The organism is Streptomyces sp. ISL-99 (assembly GCF_018614005.1).
GTDB lineage: Bacteria > Actinomycetota > Actinomycetes > Streptomycetales > Streptomycetaceae > Streptomyces > Streptomyces flavidovirens.
This window is the reverse complement of record NZ_JAGGPC010000095.1, coordinates 1-19,630: the sequence shown is the minus strand read 5'-3', so window position 1 is coordinate 19,630 and position 19,630 is coordinate 1. Positions and strand designations below refer to the sequence as shown.

Annotated in this window: 16 protein-coding genes; 11 read left to right on the top strand and 5 right to left on the bottom strand. The window is 70.4% G+C overall.

The features are described from left to right. The 4 genes from J7E91_RS35175 (at position 1) to ybaK (ending at position 4,168) form a co-directional block, all read left to right on the top strand. Complete coding sequence (locus J7E91_RS35175) at positions 1–1,608, top strand: oxidoreductase (protein WP_214911499.1); 1,608 nt, start codon at positions 1–3, stop codon at positions 1,606–1,608. A gap of 161 nt (positions 1,609–1,769) precedes the next feature. Beyond that, positions 1,770–2,822, top strand: coding sequence for a hypothetical protein (locus J7E91_RS35170; protein WP_214911467.1), 1,053 nt, complete (start codon positions 1,770–1,772; stop codon positions 2,820–2,822). 5 nt (positions 2,823–2,827) lie between these two features. Then, positions 2,828–3,649 carry an LON peptidase substrate-binding domain-containing protein gene (locus tag J7E91_RS35165; protein WP_214911465.1) on the top strand — a complete coding sequence of 274 codons (822 nt, stop codon included), beginning with the start codon at positions 2,828–2,830 and terminating at the stop codon, positions 3,647–3,649. A 24-nt stretch (positions 3,650–3,673) separates the two neighbouring features. After that, a complete protein-coding gene (gene ybaK / locus J7E91_RS35160) occupies positions 3,674–4,168 on the top strand; it encodes a Cys-tRNA(Pro) deacylase (RefSeq protein ID WP_214911463.1) in 495 nt (164 codons plus the stop codon). Between the two features lie 63 nt (positions 4,169–4,231). Here the strand turns inward: ybaK and J7E91_RS35155 are convergent, their stop codons facing one another. The 4 genes from J7E91_RS35155 to J7E91_RS35140 form a co-directional block, all read right to left on the bottom strand. Continuing rightward, a complete protein-coding gene (locus J7E91_RS35155; protein ID WP_214911461.1) occupies positions 4,232–4,924 on the bottom strand; it encodes a hypothetical protein in 693 nt (230 codons plus the stop codon). Between the two features lie 64 nt (positions 4,925–4,988). Further along, positions 4,989–5,831 (bottom strand): ABC transporter permease, encoded by an 843-nt coding sequence (locus J7E91_RS35150; RefSeq protein ID WP_214911459.1) that lies wholly within the window; start codon positions 5,829–5,831, stop codon positions 4,989–4,991. Next, positions 5,828–6,808, bottom strand: coding sequence for an ABC transporter ATP-binding protein (locus J7E91_RS35145; protein WP_028811484.1), 981 nt, complete (start codon positions 6,806–6,808; stop codon positions 5,828–5,830). The genes J7E91_RS35150 and J7E91_RS35145 overlap by 4 nt, the downstream gene beginning before the upstream one ends. 215 nt (positions 6,809–7,023) lie before the next feature. After that, positions 7,024–8,397: an NYN domain-containing protein gene (locus J7E91_RS35140; RefSeq protein WP_214911457.1), complete on the bottom strand. Its 1,374-nt coding sequence runs from the start codon at positions 8,395–8,397 to the stop codon at positions 7,024–7,026. 244 nt (positions 8,398–8,641) lie between these two features. Between J7E91_RS35140 and J7E91_RS35135 the strand changes: the two genes are divergently transcribed. Continuing rightward, positions 8,642–8,821, top strand: a complete 180-nt coding sequence (locus J7E91_RS35135; RefSeq protein WP_214911454.1) for a hypothetical protein — start codon at positions 8,642–8,644, stop codon at positions 8,819–8,821. Positions 8,822–8,908: 87 nt separating this feature from the next. Here the strand turns inward: J7E91_RS35135 and dnaE are convergent, their stop codons facing one another. Beyond that, positions 8,909–12,448: a DNA polymerase III subunit alpha gene (gene dnaE, locus J7E91_RS35130; protein WP_214911452.1), complete on the bottom strand. Its 3,540-nt coding sequence runs from the start codon at positions 12,446–12,448 to the stop codon at positions 8,909–8,911. Between the two features lie 167 nt (positions 12,449–12,615). On the opposite strand from dnaE, the gene J7E91_RS35125 reads away from it, so the two are divergent. From J7E91_RS35125 to J7E91_RS35100, 6 genes are all read left to right on the top strand, one after another. Beyond that, positions 12,616–13,941 carry a DUF2252 domain-containing protein gene (locus tag J7E91_RS35125; protein WP_028811480.1) on the top strand — a complete coding sequence of 442 codons (1,326 nt, stop codon included), beginning with the start codon at positions 12,616–12,618 and terminating at the stop codon, positions 13,939–13,941. 61 nt (positions 13,942–14,002) lie between these two features. Further along, on the top strand, positions 14,003–14,704 hold the full coding sequence (locus J7E91_RS35120) for a hypothetical protein (RefSeq protein WP_214911450.1): 702 nt from the start codon (positions 14,003–14,005) through the stop codon (positions 14,702–14,704). Positions 14,705–14,745: 41 nt separating this feature from the next. Beyond that, a complete protein-coding gene (locus tag J7E91_RS35115; RefSeq protein WP_214911448.1) occupies positions 14,746–15,561 on the top strand; it encodes a thioredoxin domain-containing protein in 816 nt (271 codons plus the stop codon). Between the two features lie 86 nt (positions 15,562–15,647). Next, positions 15,648–17,303, top strand: coding sequence for an alkaline phosphatase (locus J7E91_RS35110; protein WP_214911446.1), 1,656 nt, complete (start codon positions 15,648–15,650; stop codon positions 17,301–17,303). Positions 17,304–17,651: 348 nt separating this feature from the next. Further along, complete coding sequence (locus tag J7E91_RS35105) at positions 17,652–18,584, top strand: zinc metalloprotease (RefSeq protein ID WP_214911496.1); 933 nt, start codon at positions 17,652–17,654, stop codon at positions 18,582–18,584. Between the two features lie 37 nt (positions 18,585–18,621). Further along, positions 18,622–19,630, top strand: a 1,009-nt coding sequence (locus J7E91_RS35100; protein ID WP_214911444.1) for a serine/threonine-protein kinase, incomplete at its 3' end; no start/stop codon positions are given.

Genomic DNA, 19,630 nt, shown 5'->3' with positions numbered 1-19,630 from the left:
TTGACCGAGCCGCAGCAAGACGTCGAAGCGCCCGACTGGCTCAGTGCCGCGGAAATCGGCATGTGGCAGGCGTTCCGCAACGGCAGTACGTACGACCTCCGCACCCGCAATCCCGTACTCGACGATCCGATGACGACCAGGCCATGGTCCCCCGAACGCAGCGTCCGCGCGCGCGTCGTCGCGCTGCTGCTGCTCAGCGGGCCGCCCGCGCTGCCCGGGCGGGTCGCGGCTCTCAAGCTCAGCGGCGTACAGATCACCGGCACGCTCAAGCTCGCGGGCGGCCGCGTCGAGCCGTACGTCGAGCTGAACAACTGCCGCTTCGAGAAGGAGGTGCTGCTGCCCGAGTGCCGCTTCACCACGCTGCGCATGGTGGGCTGCGCCATCCCCCGCCTGGAGGCGGCCCGGCTGCACACCGAGGGCGACCTGCATCTGCCGCGCTGCAGTGTCCCCGGCGGCATCCGGCTCACCGATGCCCAGATCGGCACCGATCTGCTGATCAACCAGATCGTCGTGCACCAGGACCGCAACGGCCGTTCGATCGCCGCCGACGGTCTGTCCGTTGCCCAGGATCTCCAGGCCGAAATGATCGAGTCGAACGGCGAGTTCAGCCTGCGCGGCGCGAAGGTCGGGGTCTCGCTGAGCCTGCGCGGCAGCCGGCTGCGGCGGCCGTACGGCGTGGAGGGGCGGCGGGCGCTGAACGCCCCGCAGCTGACCGTGGAGCGCACGCTCTACCTGACGCCCGCGGGCATCGGGCCGAGGGGCGCGGCCCCGGGGACTACTCCGCCGTACGGCATCGGGAACACGCCGGTGCGCGGCACGCGCGTGCAGCGGTTCGAGTGCGAGGGCGGGCTGCGGCTCGACGACGGGCGGTTCGGGGACGCCGTGGACTTCGACGGCGCGCGGTTCAGCATGCCGCTCGGGCACGAGCTGTCGCTGCGCCGGGTCCAGGCGCCCGAGCTGCGGTTTCTCTGCGACCGGCCCGAGGAGGGGAAGGTCGTACTGTCCGGCGCGAAGGTCGGCAATCTGGTGGACAAGGCGGACAGCTGGCCGCGGCCCGGCGGCCTGACCATGAACGGCTTCACGTACGACTGCCTGGTACCGCGCGGGCTGTTCCCGCTCTCGCGGCGGCTGGAGTGGGTGACGGCCGCGACGCCGGAGTACGCCCCGGAGCCGTACGAGCGGCTGGCGGCCGTCCTGCGCAACAGCGGGGAGGACGCCGACGCCCGCGAGGTGCTCCTGGCCAAGCAGCGAAGACGGCGCGAGACGCTGCCGCTCGCCGGGAAGCTGTGGGGCTACCTGCAGGACTGGACGGTGGCGTACGGCTACCGGCCGGGGCGGGCCGCCGTGTGGATGGCCGTGCTGTGGGCGGCCGGCGCGGCGGCGTTCGCGCAGCTCGACCCGCCCGCGATCAACTCCGAGCAGCACCCGGAGTGGAACGCGTCCCTCTACGCCCTCGACCTGCTGCTGCCGGTGATCAACCTGGGGCAGGACGGGCACTGGCGTCTGACCACCGGCTGGCAGTGGGCGGCGGCGGGGCTGATCCTGCTCGGCTGGGTCCTGGCGACGACGGTCGCGGCCGGGGCGTCACGGCTGCTGCGGCGAGGCTGATCCGAGGGGAGGCGACGGGGCCGACCGGGAGGTACGGTGGCCCCGCCGCCCCGGCCGCCCCCGCGACCTTTACTGTGCCTTGACCTACGCGGGCACAACCTTTCAGCTGATGCAAAAGCTTCACCGACGCCCTCTGGCGCCGCTCCGACCTGCGGTTTTCAATGGTTCGCACCATGTCATTCCTTCGCGCTCTGATCAGCACCGCGCGCATGATCCGCCACACCCAGCACCTGGGCGCCGGTCTGCTCGACGACGACGAGGTGCTGCTCGACGTACCCGACGAGCGCCTGGGACCGGCCCTCGTCGCCGCCGCCCTCGGCGACCACGGGCCCGCGGCCAAGCTCCTGGCCGTCACCCGGGAGGGCGCCGAGTGGGAGAACCGTGACCGGTACGCCACCCGCCTCGCCACCTTCGCGCACCATCGCGAGGACTGGCTGAGCGACTGGCTGGCCGCCTCCCCGTGCGACCCCGACGCCCTGCTCGTGAAGGCCGAACTGTCCGTGCGCAGGGCATGGGAGTCGCCGGCCCGCGCCGAGCGGCTGCGTGACGTCGGACCGCTGATCGACGCGGCGGCCGAAGCCGCTCCGCGCGACCCGGTGCCGTGGCGCATCGCCCTGGACCACGCGCGCGGCACGCATGCGGCGCATTCCGCCTTCGAGGAACTGTGGGCGGAGGCGGTGGGCCGCTCCTCGCACCACTACGGGTGCCACGTCTCCGCACTCCAGTACCTCTCCGCCCAGTGGTACGGCTCGCACCGCGAGTGCTTCGACTTCGCCGAACAGGCCGCGGAAGACGCCCTGCCCGGATCGCTGGTGCAGGCCCTGCCCGTACGAGCGGCCTTCGCGCACCTGCTGAGCCGCGAGGGCGCCGGGGCGGCGGCCACGGTGATTCCGCCCGAGCGCGTCGACGCGGCGGCCGATCTGGCGATCGCACTGTCCGCCGAGTACGCGGCGGGCGACCCGTGGCCGGCCGAGGTCCGCAACCTGCTGGCGTACGTGCTGATCACGAGGGGGCGGTGGGCCGACGCCCTCGAACAGTTCCGGCTGATCGGGCCGTACGCGACCTCGTTCCCCTGGGCGTATCTGAGCGACGACGTGCTGGGCCAGTTCCTGGAGCTGCGCGACACGGCGAGGATCCAGGTGGCGTCGGCGACGCCTTTGCGGCCTTTGCGCAGGACGGCCCGCAGGGTCGGGTCGGACGGCCATTACGCTTGACCGCTGTGACCACCGCTCGTCTTCCCCTCTTCCCGCTGAACTCGGTGCTGTTCCCCGGTCTGGTGCTGCCGCTGAACATCTTCGAGGAGCGTTATCGCGCCATGATGCGCGACTTGTCGAAGGGCGCGGACTCCGGCGAATCTGCACCGTCCCCCGACCAGTCCGCGTCCTCCTCGTCCACCTCCGCGTCCTCCCCCTCCTCTCCCTCGGAGGACGAGCCGCGCCGCTTCGTGGCCGTAGCGATCCGCGACGGCCACGAGGTCGCCGCCACGGCGCCCGGCATGCCGGACTCCACGACGATGGCCGAGCGGGGCCCGGCGGCGGGCTTCGGCCCGGACCCGGTCCAGGCCTTCCACCGGGTGGGCTGCATCGCGGACGCGGCGACGATCCGTGAGCGCGAGGACGGCAGTTACGAGGTACTGGCCACCGGGACGACCCGCGTCAAGATCCTCTCCGTCGACGCGAGCGGCCCGTACCTCACCGCCGAGGTGGAGGAACTGCCCGAGGAGCCGGGCGACGACGCGGGTGCGCTGGCCGAGGGCGTGCTGCGGGCGTTCCGCAGCTACCAGAAGCGGCTGGCGGGCGCGCGTGAGCGCTCGTTGACCTCTGGCGCGGAGCTGCCGGACGAGCCGTCCGTCGTCTCGTACCTCGTGGCCGCCGCGACGGTACTGGACATCCCGGCGAGGCAGCGCCTGCTGCAGGCGCCGGACACCGCGAGCCGGCTGCGCGAAGAGCTGAGGCTGCTGCGCGCCGAAACGGCCGTGATCCGCCACCTCCCCTCGGTGCCCGCCGTCGACCTGACCGTGGCGCCCACCAGCCCCAACTGACGACCGACCGGAGGCAGAGCCCCAGTGGCCAAGAAGAATCGCCAGGCCGGAGGCACTCCCGCGACTGTCGCCCTGACCGCGGCGGGGACGGCGTACATCCTCCACGCGTACGAGCACGACCCGGCGTCCCCCTCGTACGGCGAGGAGGCGGCGCAGGCGCTGGGCGTTCCGCCGGACCGCGTCTTCAAGACCCTGGTGGCCGACATCGACGGCACGTTGACGGTGGCGGTCGTGCCGGTGGCGGGCTCGCTCGACCTCAAGGCGCTGGCGGCGGCGGTCGGCGGAAAGCGCGCGGCGATGGCGGACCCGGTGGTGGCAGAACGCACCACGGGCTATGTGCGGGGCGGCATCTCGCCCCTGGGCCAGCGCAAGAAGCTCCGTACGGTCCTGGACGCGTCGGCGTCGTCGTACGACACGGTGTGCATCTCGGCGGGGCGCCGCGGCCTGGAGGTCGAACTGTCCCCGGCGGACCTGGCGGCCCTGACGGACGCGACCATCGCCCCGATCGGGCGCGCGTAACCGGCGACCGGCACGTCTCCAACCCGACGCAGCCCCCTGCTGCTACGCCCAAGCCTCGTGGCGTCAGGTCGGCGTACCGTCCTGCGTGCCCGGTGCCGGCGTCGGAGGCCAGTACCCCGCCGTCCACTCCGGCTCCGGATCCCGTGGTCCGAAAAGGGCCGTCAGCCCCAGGTGGACCAGCATCGCGGCCATCGGCCACGCCAGCAGCGCCCCCTTCGCCCCGAGCCTGAGCGGCGCGTCGAACTCCACGCCCTGACCGACCTCCCGCGCGCGTTCGACCACGTCGCCGGTCGGCCCGGACCAGACGCCGGTCCCCCACGCCAGCAGCGATCCGAGCAGCCCGCCCAGTGCGAGACCGATCACCAGCGGGACACCGCCACGCCGGTTGAACCAGAAGACCAGGGCAGCGCTGACCGCGCCGAACGCGAGCGCCAGCAGTACGAACGTGCCGTCCGCCCCGATCGCTTCCTCACCCTCGGTGTCCTTGAGGAAGACCGCCTTGTCGGTGGAGATCAGCGGCACTCGCGGCGCCAGCCACATCCACAGCAGCCCGAGCCCGATGCCCAGGACCGTCAGCGCCAGGGCCACCACAGCGGCCCTGACCACCTCCATGGACGGGCTGGTGTCGTCCTGTGCCCCCTCCGCGCCGGGACCGGCGTGCGGGTGGGAGGGGGCCTGCGGAGCGGCCCCGGCTTCGGACTTCTGCCAGGGGTCGTTCGGCGGCTGCTGGTGAGGCGGCGTCAGAGGAGCGGTCACCCTGCCATCGTGCCAGGCGTCCCCGTCCCACGCGTCACCGGACCGCCGTTCAGCGGACCGCCGCTCAGCGGACCGCCGCCCGGCGGTACGCCCAGGTGGCGACCGCCAGCGAGACGACCCCGACGACCGCGCACACGGCCAGGTCGAGCACGACCGCGGGCCAGTCCGGGTGCGCGTCGAAGGTGCGGGCGAAGGCCTCGACGCCGTACGTCGAAGGCAACAGATCCCGGGCGTACAAGATCGGTACGGGCAGCCGCTCGGCGGGCAGCACCCCGAGCAGCAGCGCCGCGGACATGCCCAGCTGCCCGAGCAGCGTCGCGAGTTCCTGGCGCGGTGCGAGCAGCCCGAGCGCCGCGCCGAGACCGGCGAGCGCCGCCCCGGCGAGCGGCACGACGGCCGCCAGCACCCACAGATGGGTGAGCGGCAGCTGGAACAGCACGCACCCCACGACGGCCGTGACGAACGTGCCCGGCACCGTGAAGGAGGCGTACGCGGCCGCCGCACCCAGCACCACCGCGGCCGGCGGCACCGGCAGCGTGGCGTAGTGGTCGAGGCCGCCGCTCGCCCTCAGCTGCCCGAAGTACTGGGCGAGGAGATTCAGCGCGACGAAGGCGACGACCAGCACACTCGACCCGGCGACGACAGCCCGCGCCTCGTCGCCCCCGTCGACGACCCCCCGCATCAGGACCATGATCCCGACGGACTGGAACGTCGCCACGAAGAGCAGCGGAATGCGCGCCACCCGCGCCCGGGACAACTGCGCCCGGTAGACGGCGGCGAGCGACGGCAGCAGGCGCGCGCGGGGCGCGAGGGGCGCGGGCGCGTCACCGGCCGCACCGGCGTCCTTGTCCCTCGCCACCCGGATCCGCACGGAGCCGGTCTCGGCCTCCGCAGGCACGACACTCACGCCTTGACCAGCCCCTTCGTACCGTTCGTGCTCCCACCGAGCGCAAGGTAGACGTCTTCGAGGCTCGGCGTCGCCAGCGTGAAGTCGTCCAGTGCCGCGAACGCCTTGCCCCCGGTCACGGCGGCGACGGCCGCACGCGCCTCGTCGGGGGCGAGCCGCAGCACCCAGCGCCGCCCGGACTCCTGAGCGGATTCCCGCAGCGCCGCGACCTCGGGCACGTCCAGCGGTGCCCGCTCCCGCCACACGAGGTCGAGCCGTACCTCACCGGCGACGCGCGACTTGAGCCCGGCGGGGCTGTCGCACGCGATCACCCGGCCGCTCTCCAGCACCGCGACACGGTCCAGTACCGTCTCGGCCTCGATGACATTGTGCGTGACGAGCAGCACGGTCGCGCCGTTCTCGGCCCGCCGCCGGTCGACGGCCGCCCACACCGCGCGGCGCGCGACGGGGTCCATGCCGGTGGTCGGTTCGTCCAGTACGAGTACGGGCCGCTCGCCCACCAGCACGGCCGCGAAGCAGGCGAGGCGGCGCTGGCCGCCGGACAGCTTCTTGAGCGGCCTCCCGGCGATCTCGCCGAGACCGAGTTCTTCCAGTACGTCGTCCCGCTCGGCACGCGCGGCCTTCGCGGTGAGCCCGCGCAGCCGTCCGGTGGTTTCGGCGGCGAGCGACACGGTCAGCTCGTCCAGCGCGGTGGATTCCTGCCCGAGGTACCCGACGAGCCGCGAGGCGCGCTCGGGATGCCGCACGAGGTCGTGCCCCAGCAGCTCGACGCTTCCGGAGTCCGGCCGCATGAGCCCGGTTAGCTGGCGTACGAGGGTGGACTTTCCGGCTCCGTTGGGCCCGAGCAGCCCGAAGATCTCGCCGCGGTGTACGTCGAGGGAGATGCCGTCGGTGGCCCGTACGGCCGGCGTCGCGGGCACTCCGCGGCGGCCGCGGGCGGCGGGATACGTCTTGACCAGATCCCGCACGGCGCACACGACTCCCGTGCCGCGCCCCGCCTGTGCTGTGCCCGTACTCACGAGGGACGAGCCTACGGGGTTCCGGGCCACGCGCCGTCCCCGGGGGCGCGCAGGCGCGGGCGCCGGGTAGAACGTTCTTCCCCTACCCGCCCCTTCCCGAACCGGGGCTCCGCCCCGGACCCCGCTCCTCAAACGCCGGAGGGGCTGGAGTTGCCCAGGGCCACCCGCGTCCCCTACTCCCCCGCCGTCACGTGCTCCGCCGCCGCCCGCACGTCGATCTCCCGCCAGAAGCCCGCCCGGATCGCGTACCGGTCGTGCTCGTCGATCTGGTCGTCCTTGTGCGCCAGCAGACCGAAGCGCGCCGCGTACCGCAGCAGCTCACCGTCGATCCGGTGCGGAATCCTCGGGTACATCGTCGAAAGCTTCTGGGTGTGGCCCGGGTCCGGCAGCCGTTCCATCCACCGGCGGGCGAAGACCTGGCCGACCTCGAAGGGGTCGCCGCCGACCGTGGTGATGTCCTCCTCCCGGTCCGCCCAGCGCTGCTCCGCGCTGGTCAGCTGCGCCAGCGTCGGCAGGGAGGCGGTCTCGGGCGGCTCGCCGAGCTGACCGCCGTTGCCCGGACGCTCCGCCCAGCCCTTGTCGGACGACCACCGCAGCGTCGCCCCGGCAGCGGCGGCCGCCGCCGGCTGCGCGGTCCCGTTGGCGTGCGGATGCTGCGCCGTCTGCGGGCCCGGACCGCGCAGGCACGCAAGGTCCTTCGGCGTCGGCACGCCCCTGGTCCCGTGCGCCGGGTGCGTCTCCGCGGACCCGCTCGCGGCAGCCGCGGGCGTGGGAGCCGGCGACGGGGCCGCGGAATCCACCGCCCTCGCGGATCCGTTCCGTACGGCATCACCCCCCGCTTCGGCCTCGGCCCGTGCCTGCGCCTGCGTCTGCGCGGCCCGCTCGGCACGCTCCGCCGACGCCGCGAGCGCCGACTCCGGCAGCGGAGCCGACAGGATCGCGGCGATTTCCGGCCGCGGCACCGGCGGCGGCGCACAGATTCCGGTGAGGTCCTTCGCCCGTACGGCCTTGGTGATCCACGCCCGGTCCAGGACGCGCCGCTCGTCGGCCTCGGCGACCAGGTCCTCCGACTGGTTGTAATCCCCGTCGGCCGCCTGCACGGCCCACAGGTGCACCGCTACGCCGTGTTCCTTGGCGGACATCAGCCCGGGTAGCAGATCCCCGTCCCCGGTCACCAGCACGATGTCCGAGCAAGCGCGATTTCTGGCCAGCTCGGTCAGCTCCGCGTGCATCGCCGCGTCGACGCCTTTCTGCGCCCACCGCCCGTCACTTCGGGTCAGCGCGCCGAGCCTGACCGTCACGCGGGGCATGACTCGCAGCCGCCGGTGCTCGGGCTGCGGTACGCGGTCGGGTGCGCCGTCGAACCAGTAGATGCGCAGCAGCGGCTGTTCCGTATCCGCTTCGGCCCGTTCTCGCAGTCCCTGGATGAGAGCCGCGTGATCCACGGTGATGCGGGAGCGGGCCGGTTCTCCGGCGAGCAGGCTCGCGGCGGCGCCCAGCAAATAGCCGGCGTCCACCAGGACGACGCAGCGGTCCACGCGTTCCACCCTCTTTCGGGAACCTCGGGATCGAAAGGTGCTTCGGGAGTTCAGGAGTGCTTCGGGCTTCCTTCGAGTCTGCCCGACTGCGTGAGGGTTAACGGCCGGAACTCGATCATCGGCGTGGCGGATGCCGAAGTTGCTCCGCGACAGCCCCAATTACGCACGGTAATGATCCAAAATGCGAGTTATGTCGCTCTGTGTGAATCTGGTCCCGGCCCTGGCCCCCAGAACCCCCACAGGAGGCAGCACCATGGCCAAGAACAAGAACCGCAAGCAGGGCGCCACGCAGGACCGCGCGTCCACGGCGGCGCGTGGAACCGAGCAGGCCAAGGACAGCGCCTACGAGTCCCACGCCCAGCCGCAGACGCACGCCCAGGGCAGCCCTGCTGATGTTGCCCGTAAGCACCAGCGGCGCTTCGGCCACAACTGATCACGCTGATCACGCTGTGTAAGTACGCGAAAGAAGAAGGGGGCGTACCCGTGACGACGGGTACGCCCCCTTTCTTCTTTCGCGTACTTATCCCGCCAGGCAGGACGGGCCGAGCAGCACCTTCAAGTCCCCGAAGAGCGCCGGATCCGGCTGCACCCGGTGCCGGTCGAGCCGCAGCACCGTCGTCTTGCGGGCCCCCTGGAGCTTGATCCGGACCTCCGTGTTGCCCCGGTGGTGCTTGAGGATCTCGCCGAGCTTGGTCACCATCGGCGGCGTCACCTTCACCGTCGGGATGGTCAGGACCACCGGCGCGTTCGTCCCGGCCGACGACACGTCGGGGACCATCAACTCCATCGCGACGAGCCGCGGAACGTCCTCGCGCTTGTCGAGGCGGCCCTTGACGAAGACCACGGTGTCCTCGACGAGCTGGGTCGAGACGAGCTGGTACGTCGCCGGGAAGAACATGCACTCGATGGAGCCGGCCAGATCCTCGACCGTCGCGATCGCCCAGGCGTTGCCCTGCTTGGTCATCTTGCGCTGGAGGCCGGAGATGATGCCGCCGACGGTGACGATCGCGCCGTCGGAGTGCTCGCCGCCGGTGAGCTGGGAGATCGAGGCGTCGGCCTTGTCCGACAGGACGTGCTCAAGACCGAAGAGCGGGTGGTCGGAGACGTACAGGCCGAGCATCTCGCGCTCCTGCGCGAGCAGGTACGACTTCTCCCACTCGATGTCGGAGAACTCCACGTCGAGGCCGAAGCCCGGCTCGTCGCTCTCCTCCTCGCCCATGCCGCCGAAGAGGTCGAACTGCCCCTCCGCCTCCTTGCGCTTGACCTGCACCACGTTGTCGATCATCGGCTCGTGGTGCGCGACGAGGCCCTTGCGGGTGTGCCCCATCTCGTCGAAGGCACCGGCCTTGATGAGCGATTCGACGGTCCGCTTGTTGCAGACGACCGCCTCGACCTTGTCGAGGAAGTCGGGGAACGAGCTGTACTTCCCCTTCCCCTTCCGGCACCGGATGATCGAGTCCACAACGTTCTGACCGACGTTTCGAATGGCGGTCAGGCCGAACAGGATCACGTCGTCGCCCTGCGCGGCGAAGTTCGACTCGGACTCGTTCACGTTCGGCGGGAGCACCTTGATGCCCATGCGCCGGCACTCGTTCAGGTAGACGGCCGACTTGTCCTTGTCGTCCTTGACCGAGGTCAGCAGCGCCGCCATGTACTCGGCGGGATAGTTCGCCTTGAGGTACGCCGTCCAGTAGGTGACCAGTCCGTACGCCGAGGAGTGCGCCTTGTTGAACGCGTATCCGGCGAAGGGGACCAGCACGTCCCACAGCGCCTGGATCGCCGCGTCGGAGTACCCCTTCTTCTTCGCGCCCGCCTGGAAGAGCACGAAGTTCTTCTGGAGCTCGTCGGGCTTCTTCTTGCCCATGACGCGGCGCAGGATGTCGGCCTCGCCGAGCGAGTAGCCGGCGATGATCTGCGCGGCCTTCTGCACCTGCTCCTGGTACACGATCAGGCCGTGGGTGAGGCCGAGGACCTCCTTGAGAGGCTCCTCCAGCTCCGGGTGGATCGGCGTGATCTCCTGCTGGCCGTTCTTGCGCAGCGCGTAGTTCGTGTGCGAGTTCATGCCCATCGGGCCCGGCCGGTACAGGGCCGAGACGGCGGAAATGTCCTCGAAGTTGTCGGGCTTCATCAGCCGCAGCAGGGACCGCATCGGGCCGCCGTCGAACTGGAAGACGCCGAGCGTGTCACCGCGGCAGAGCAGTTCGTACGTCGCCGGGTCGTCGAGCGGGAGGCTGAGCAGCTCCAGGTCGATGCCCTTGTTGGACTTCACCATCTTGACGGCGTCGTCCATGATCGTGAGGTTGCGCAGGCCGAGGAAGTCCATCTTCAGCAGGCCGAGCGACTCGCAGCTCGGGTAGTCCCACTGCGTGATGGTCACGCCGTCGGTGTGGCGCACCCAGACGGGCACGTGGTCGGTGATCGTCTCGCTGGACATGATCACGCCGGCCGCGTGCACACCCATCTGCCGGACCAGGCCCTCGACGCCCTTCGCGGTGTCGATGACCTTCTTCACGTCCGGCTCGTTCTCGTACATCGACCGGATCTCGCCCGCCTCGCTGTAGCGCGGGTGCTTGGGATCGGTGATGCCGTTGAGGTCGATGCCCTTGCCGAGGACGTCGGCGGGCATGGCCTTGGTGAGCCGGTCGCCCATCGCGTACGGGTAGCCGAGGACGCGCGCGGAGTCCTTGATCGCGTTCTTGGCCTTGATCTTTCCGTACGTACCGATCATGGCGACCTTGTCGGCGCCGTACTTCTCGGTGACGTACCTGATCACCTCACCGCGCCTGCGCTCGTCGAAGTCGATGTCGACATCGGGCATCGAGATGCGCTCGGGGTTGAGGAACCGCTCGAAGATCAGACCGTGCTCGATCGGGTCGAGGTCGGTGATGCCCATGGCGTACGCGACGATCGAGCCGGCCGCCGAGCCACGCCCCGGTCCGACCGCGATGCCGTTGTTCTTGGCCCACATGATGAAGTCGGCGACCACGAGGAAGTACGCCGGGAAGCCCATGTCGATGATGATCTTCATCTCGTACTCGACCTGCTTGAGCCGGTCTTCCGGGATGCCGTTCGGGAAGCGCCGGGCCATGCCGCGCATGGTCTCCTCGCGGAACCACGTCACCTCGGTGTAGCCCTCGGGCACATCGAACTTGGGCATCAGGTTCCGCTCCTTGAACCAGCCCTCCGTGTCGATCTGCTGCGCGACCAGGAGCGTGTTCGCGCAGCCTTCCTGCCAGGCGTCGGAGGAGTCGACGGCGTACATCTCGTCGGTCGACTTGAGGTAGTAGCCCGTGCCGTCGAAGCGGAAGCGGTCCGGGTCGGAGAGGTTCTTGCCGGTCTGGATGCACAGCAGGGCGTCGTGCGCACTCGCCTCGTTGGCGTAGGTGTAGTGCGAGTCGTTCGTGACGAGCGGCGGGATGTTCAGCTTCTTGCCGATTTCGAGCAGCCCGTCACGGACCCGGCGCTCGATCTCGATGCCGTGGTCCATCAGCTCCAGGAAGTACCGGCCCTCGCCGAAGATGTCCTTGTAGTCGGACGCGGCCTGTACTGCCTCGTCGAACTGGCCGAGCCGCAGCCGTGTCTGCACCTCGCCCGACGGGCACCCGGTGGAGGCGATCAGGCCCTCCGACCACTGGGAGATGGTCTCCTTGTCCATACGCGGCCACTTCGTCAGCCAGCCCTCGGCGTACGCGTCGGAGGACAGCCGGAAGAGGTTGTGCAGGCCGGTCTTGTTCGCCGCCCAGATCGTCTTGTGCGTATAACCACCGGAACCGGACACGTCGTCGCGCTTCTGGTGCGGCTGTCCCCACTGGATGCGCCGCTTGTTGCGCCGCGACTCGGGGGCGACGTACGCCTCGATGCCGATGATCGGCGTCACCCCCGCCTTCTTCGCCGAATGGAAGAAGTCGTACGCCCCGTGCAGGTTGCCGTGGTCGGTCATCGCGATGTGCGACATGCCCATCTCGTTGCAGGCCTCGAACATGTCCTTGAGCCGCGCAGCACCGTCCAGCAGCGAGTACTGGGTGTGTACGTGAAGGTGCGTGAAAGGCGGCTTGGTCACGGCGAAGGCCTCCGGCAGAACGGTCGGTGACAGGTTGAGGGACAGCTCGGAAGTCTACGTCGGCCGACTGACAACGAGGGGGCACTCACGAGTACGGTCAGGCGTTGGACTCGGGGAACGCCCTGTCCATTTTGTCAAAAACGTCATGCACCAGGAGGCAACCGGCGATGTCGGTCCAGCAGACAGACGCCGCTCAGCGCGGCGAGCAGATCCTCGCCGTCTTCGAGACCGCGTTCGGCAGGCTCCTCGCCGCCGACCCTGCCGCCTTCCGGGTGAAGTTCCGCAAGATGGCAGCGTCCGCGTTCGCCTTCTACCGGGGCACGGCCTGCCTGTTCTACGCCGACCTGGAGCGCGAGCAGCACGGCGGCCCCTACCTGGACGAGCGGACCGGGCGGGTGTGGATCCACGGCGATCTGCACGCCGAGAACTTCGGCACGTACATGGACTCCCAGGGCCGGCTGATCTTCAACGTCAACGACTTCGACGAGGCGTACGTCGGCCCCTTCACCTGGGACCTCAAGCGCTTCGCGGCCTCCGTCGCGCTCATCGGCTACACGAAGGCGCTGGGTGACGAGCAGATCACCGAGCTGGTACGGACGTACGCCGCCGCCTACCGCGAGCGCATCCACGCCCTGGCCACCGGCGCCAAGAACGACGAGGTGCCCCCCTTCACGCTGGACACGGCCGAGGGCCCGCTGCTCGGCGCGCTGCGCTCGGCCCGTTCGCTGACCCGCTTCGGGCTGCTCGACTCGATGACCGAGATCCGCGACTTCGAACGCCGCTTCTCGTCGGACGGCGGCTCCATCGACCTCGACGCCGCCACCCGCTACAAGGTCCTCGCGGCCTTCGACGGCTATCTGGAGACGCTGCCCGAGGCCAGCCTGACCCGCCCCGACTCCTACCGCGTGAAGGACGTCGTCGGGCGGCGCGGCATCGGCATCGGCTCCGCCGGCCTGCCGTCGTACAACATCCTGCTCGAAGGCAACAGCGACGCCCTGGAGAACGACGTCGTGATCTACATGAAGCAGGCGCAGACCCCGGCGGTCTCCCGGCACATCACCGACGGCGCCGTCCGTGACTACTTCCAGCACGAGGGCCACCGCACGGTGATCTCGCAGCGCGCCCTCCAGGCGCACGCGGACCCGTGGCTGGGCTGGACCGAGCTGGACGGGACAGGGCAGCTCGTGGCCGAGGTCTCGCCGTACGCCGTGGACCTGGACTGGTCGGACATCGACGACCTGGACGAGATCGCGGCGGTCGTCGCCGATCTCGGCCGGGCGACGGCCACGATGCACTCGGCGGCGGACGACGAGAGCGGCCACTCGCTGGTGCCGTTCTCCACGGAGCGGGCGATCGACGCGGCGATCGCGGCCGACGAGGACAGCTTCGGCGACCTGCTGGTGGACTTCGCGCACTCCTACGGGGCGCGGGCGCGGGCCGACCACCAGATCTTCGTGGACCTGTTCAGGAATGGCCGGATCCCCGGCCTCTGAGCGGCCGGCCCGCCACGGCTTTAGGGCTCTCTTACAGGAAGCCGTGGCAAACTCACGTTCTATGGACGTATCGGGGACGCAGCTGAGGGTGGTGCGTGCGGCGCTGTTCACCGCGCTCGTCGTCACGCTCTCCGCCGCGTCCCACGTGCTGCTCTCCCGGGTCCCGCTGCCGCTGACCGTGGTGGCCGGGATCGCGGCCGTCGTGTTCGCCGTCGCGTACGCGCTGGCCGGGCGGGAGCGCGGCTTCGGCGCCATCGCCGGTCTGCTCGTACCGCTGGAGCTGGCCGCCGACACCGTCTTCACCACCGGACAGCACCTGTGTTACGGAGCTGCGGGCGGCCCGGTGGCGGGCTCCCTGCGCTCGGTCGGGTTCGACGTACTGTGCGGCGACGGCGGAGCCGACAGTGGGCTCGGCGCCCCGCTCGTACGGGTCACGGAGACCCAGGAGAGCGTCGCCGCCCTCCTCAACTCCCCCGATCCCGCCCTCCCCTGGTTGCTCCTCGCCGCCCATGTGTCGGTGGGCATCCTCGCGGCGGCCTGGCTGCGGCGCGGTGAGGCGGCGCTCGCCGGTCTGGTGCGGACCGTGGCCGCGTTCGCCTTCCGGCCGCTGCTGATCGCGGTCGCCGTCACGGGCGGGGCCCAGCGGCCCGTACGCCGCACGGTGCGGCCCGCCCGCCGGGCCCGTACCGCCTCTCCCGGCCGTCTTTTCGTGCACTCCGTAGGACGCAGGGGTCCGCCGCGCCCGGCACGCGTTTTCGCCTGAGCCCGGCCCAGTACCCCTCTTCCCGTACGGAGAACACGACCATGAGTGCACGCAACAACCAGGCCAACAAGGCGGCGGCCCGCGAGCGGCTGCGCGCCGAGCGCGAACGCCAGGCCAAGAAGGACAGGACGCGCCGCCAGGTGATCGTCGCCCTTTCGATCGTCGCCGTCCTCGCGGTGGCCGGCGGCGTCGGATACGGCGTCATGCGGGCGAACGAGCCGTCCGCCTGGGAGGCCGCCAAGAACGCCAAGCAGGTCGTCACGCCCGCGAACACCGCGGGCAAGGACGGCACGACCGTCGTCATCGGCAAGAAGGACGCCAAGAAGACGCTGGAGCTGTACGAGGACGCGCGCTGCCCGGTCTGCGCGTCCTTCGAGCAGGCGAACGGTGAGACGATCCTGAAGGACGTCGACGCGGGCAAGTACAAGCTCAAGTACGTCGGCGCCGCCTTCATCGACAGGTCCATCCCCGGCGAGGGCTCGCGGAACGCGCTGAGCGCGCTGGGCGCCGCTCTCGACGTCAGCCCCGAGGCGTTCCTCGAGTACAAGGGCGCTATGTACTCGCAGAAGAACCACCCGGCGGAGCAGGACGACAAGTTCGCCAAGGACGACTACCTGATCAAGGTGGCCGGCGAGGTGGACGCCCTCAAGGGCAACAAGGAGTTCCAGCAGAATGTGCAGGACGGCACCTTCGACGCCTGGGCGCTGAAGATGGCGGCCACCTTCGACAAGGGCGACGTGAAGGGCACCCCGGCGCTCAAGATGGACGGCAAGACGCTCACCGGATCGGACGGCGAGAACCCGCCCATGACGCCGGAGGAGTTCAAGACCGCGATCGAAAAGGCCCTCAAGAGCTGACGGGGGCACGGCACTTCACCTGAAGGGTGGGCGAACGTTTGCGCGTTTGCCCACCCTTGAGCCGTACTGATCAGTAATGTACGGCCGTGACCAGTCGATTCGCTTCATCTCCCAGCCGCCGTACGGTCGTCAAGGCCGTTGCCGCGACCGCTGTTTCCGTCCCTGTCGTCGCCGGTACGAGTGCCGGCGCCGCCGCTGCCGCCGTCGCCGCACAGGGACCCGAATTCCTCCATGGAGTCGCCTCCGGCGACCCGCTGCCCGACGGCGTCCTGCTGTGGACCCGGATAACCCCCATCCCTGAGGCCGTGCCGGGCTCCGGCAAGGGGCCCGATGTGACGGTGAACTGGGAGGTCGCCGAGGACAGGGGATTCTCGAAGACCGTCGCCCGCGGCACCACGACCGCGCGGGCGGCGACCGACCACACCGTCAAGGTCGACGTAAGGGGCCTCGACCAGGCGACCGCCTATTACTTCCGCTTCACCGCCGGTGAAGCGGTGTCGCCCGCCGCCCGCACCCGCACGGCCCCCGCCGCCGACGCCGCCACGCCCGGCGTGCGGTTCGGCGTGGTCTCCTGCGCCAACTGGGAGTCGGGTTACTTCTCGGCGTACCGGCATCTCGCCGCCCGCACCGACCTGGACGCGGTCCTGCACCTCGGCGACTACCTCTACGAGTACGCGACCGGTGGCTACCCCAAGCCTCCGTACGTCGTACGGCAGCACGAGCCGGCCCACGAGATCCTCACGCTCGCCGACTACCGAACCCGCCACGGCAAGTACAAGACCGACGCCGACCTCCAGGCCCTGCACGCCACGCACCCGGTCATAGCCATCTGGGACGACCACGAGATGGCCAACGACGCCTGGTCCGGCGGCGCGGAGAACCACACGCCCGGAGCGGAGGGCGAGTGGTCCGCGCGCGTGGCCGCCGCGAAGCAGGCGTACTTCGAGTGGATGCCGGTCCGCGCGTCCACCGAGGGCACCGTCTACCGCCGGCTGCGCTTCGGCAGGCTGGCCGATCTGCACCTGCTCGACCTCAGATCGTTCCGCTCGCAGCAGGCGAAGACCGGCAGCGGCTCGGTGGACGACCCGGAGCGTACGCTCACGGGCCGCGCCCAGCTGGACTGGCTGAAGTCGGGGCTCGCCTCCTCCGACGCCGCCTGGAAGCTCGTCGGGACGTCGGTGATGATCTCGCCGGTGGCCTTCGGCTCCGTACCGGCCCATCTGCTGGAGCCGCTGGCCGAGTTGATGGGTCTGCCCAAGGAGGGGCTCGCGGTCAATGTGGACCAGTGGGACGGTTACACCGACGACCGCAAGGAGCTGATCACCCACCTCAGGGACCGGGCGGTCACGAACACGGTCTTCCTGACCGGTGACATCCACATGGCATGGGCCAACGACGTGCCGGTCAAGGCATCGACGTATCCGCTGTCGCCGTCGGCGGCGACCGAGTTCGTGGTCACGTCGGTTTCCTCGGACAACCTCGACGACATCCTGCACGTCGCGCCCCAGACCGTCTCGCTGGTCGCGTCGACGGCCGTCAAGGCCGCCAACCGCCATGTGAAGTGGCTCGACATGGACTCGCACGGCTACGGCGTCCTCGATGTCACGACCGAGCGCTCGCAGATGGACTACTACGTCATCTCCGACAAGACGCGGCAGGACGCGACCGCGCGGTGGGCGCGCTCGTACCGCACGCTCAGCGGAACGCAGAAGGTCGAGCGGGTGAACCAGCCGGTCCGCTGATAGGCGATTTTCAGCCATCAGGCGACCTGTTACGAGCAGATCACGTCAAGGAGGCGGGTGGTGTTAATCCGCCATCCGAATGCGGACACACCACCCGCCTCGGTAGCTCCCGGCCTTACCTGCGTATCTCAAAGTCCGGACCAGGCCGAAACTTTTCGCCCCGATGCCCCAATTGATCTGAGGATTGATTGGGCTTGATCGCTTCTAATCAAGATCTGACATGCACACATAACCTCCGGTCAGCGACGAGGAACAACCCACCCTCGTCCACCCCCGCGAGGAGTCAACGTGCGTGCTCTTGCTCGTATATCCCCCCTTCTGCGCAAGCGGTTCATCGGTACGGCAGTGATGGCCGGAACCCTGGCCCTGTCCACCCTGTCCGCACCCGCCGGCACCGCCGTCGCCAAGGCGCCGGCCGAGAAGTGCGTCGAGGAGGCCCACACGAGCGCCGCCCGCGAGGCGCGTCCGTCGGGCGACCAGCACGCCCATGAACCCAACGAGGTGACGGCGGCCAAGGCCAAGGCCATGGACGCGGACCTGCGCGAGAGACTCGACAAGCTGCGCTCCTCGGGCGCCGGCGCCCGGGACTTCTCCGCCACCGCCGTGACGAACATCCCGGTGTACTTCCACGTCGTGCACAGCGGCACCACCGGCAAGCTGACGACGACCGACATCAACAACCAGATGGCGGTCCTCAACTCGGCCTTCGGCGGCCAGGGCACCGGCAACGTCAACTCCAACTTCCAGTTCACGCTGGCCGGTACGGACTACACGGACAACGCCTCCTGGTACAACCTGGCGTCCGGTTCGACCGCCGAGAAGGAGATGAAGGCGGCCCTGCGCAAGGGCGGCGCGGGCGCGCTCAACTTCTACACCGCCAACCTCAGCGGCGGCCTGCTCGGCTGGGCGACCTTCCCGAGCTCGTACAACTCCAACCCGACGATGGACGGCGTCGTCGTCCTCGACACCTCGCTCCCGGGCGGCAGCGCCGCGAACTACAACGAGGGCGACACCGCCACCCACGAGGTCGGCCACTGGCTGGGGCTCTACCACACCTTCCAGGGCGGCTGTAACGGCAACGGCGACTACGTCAGCGACACCCCGGCCGAGAAGAGCGCCGCGTACCAGTGCCCGACCGGCCGTGACTCCTGCGCCAGCAAGACCGGCGTCGACCCCGTCCACAACTTCATGGACTACACGTACGACAACTGCATGTACCAGTTCACCGCCGGCCAGACCGCGCGGATGACGGACAACTGGACCGCCTACCGCGCCGGCTGACACTGACGCCGGTCGCACGGTCCTCTACCCTGACGCCATGAACGGGCCGGGGGACATCGGGGACATCGTCGACGGGCGTTTCGAGCTGCTGGAGCGGCTCGGCAGCGGAGGCATGGGCACCGTGTGGCGTGCCCGCGATTCCGCCCTCCACCGCGAGGTCGCCCTGAAGGAAGTCCGGTCCTACGGCCCGGCGGCGGCCGGTGACGCCGAGGCCTCGCGCATCCTGCGGGAGCGGGTGATGCGCGAGGCCAGAGCGCTGGCCAGGATCAGCCACCCGCACGTGGTGACCATCCATCACATCATCGACGACGAGCCGCACCCCTGGCTCGTGATGGAACTCCTGCCGGGCCGCACCCTCCAGCACCGCTTGGAGGAGGGCCCGTTGCCGCCCCGGGAGGCGGCGCGCACCGGCCGCGAGATCCTCGCCGCCCTGCGCGCCGCCCACGCCGCCGGGATCCACCACCGGGACGTCAAACCCGCCAACGTCCTGCTGCGGGCCGACGGCAGCGCCGTCCTCACCGACTTCGGCATCGCCGCCGTCCAGGGATCGGTGTCCCTGACCATGACCGGCGAGGTGATCGGCTCCCCCGAGTACATGGCGCCGGAACGCGTCCGTGGCTCGGCGGACATCCCGGCGTCCGACTTCTGGTCGCTCGGCCTGACGCTGTACGTCTGCGTGGAGGGCGTGAGCCCGATGCGCCGCGGCAGCACCCTCGCCACGCTGGCCGCCGTGCTCGACGACCCGGTTCCGCCGCCCCGGCAGGCCGGGCCGCTCGGTCCGGTCCTGGCGGAGTTGCTGGTACGGGATCCGGCCGCGCGCCCTGACGCCGACCGGCTCGACGCGCTGCTCGCGGCCGCCGAGGCGGGGCACTTCCCGGCGCCGCCGCACGTACCCGTACCGCCCTCGCCGACGCGGATCGACACCCCGCGGCCCGCCGCGACCGCACCGCCCACACCGCACGCGCTGCCGACGGTTACCACCACACGACCGCGCCGCGGCCGGGCGCCGCTGGCCGCCGCGGCCGCGGTCGTCGCTCTGGCGCTGC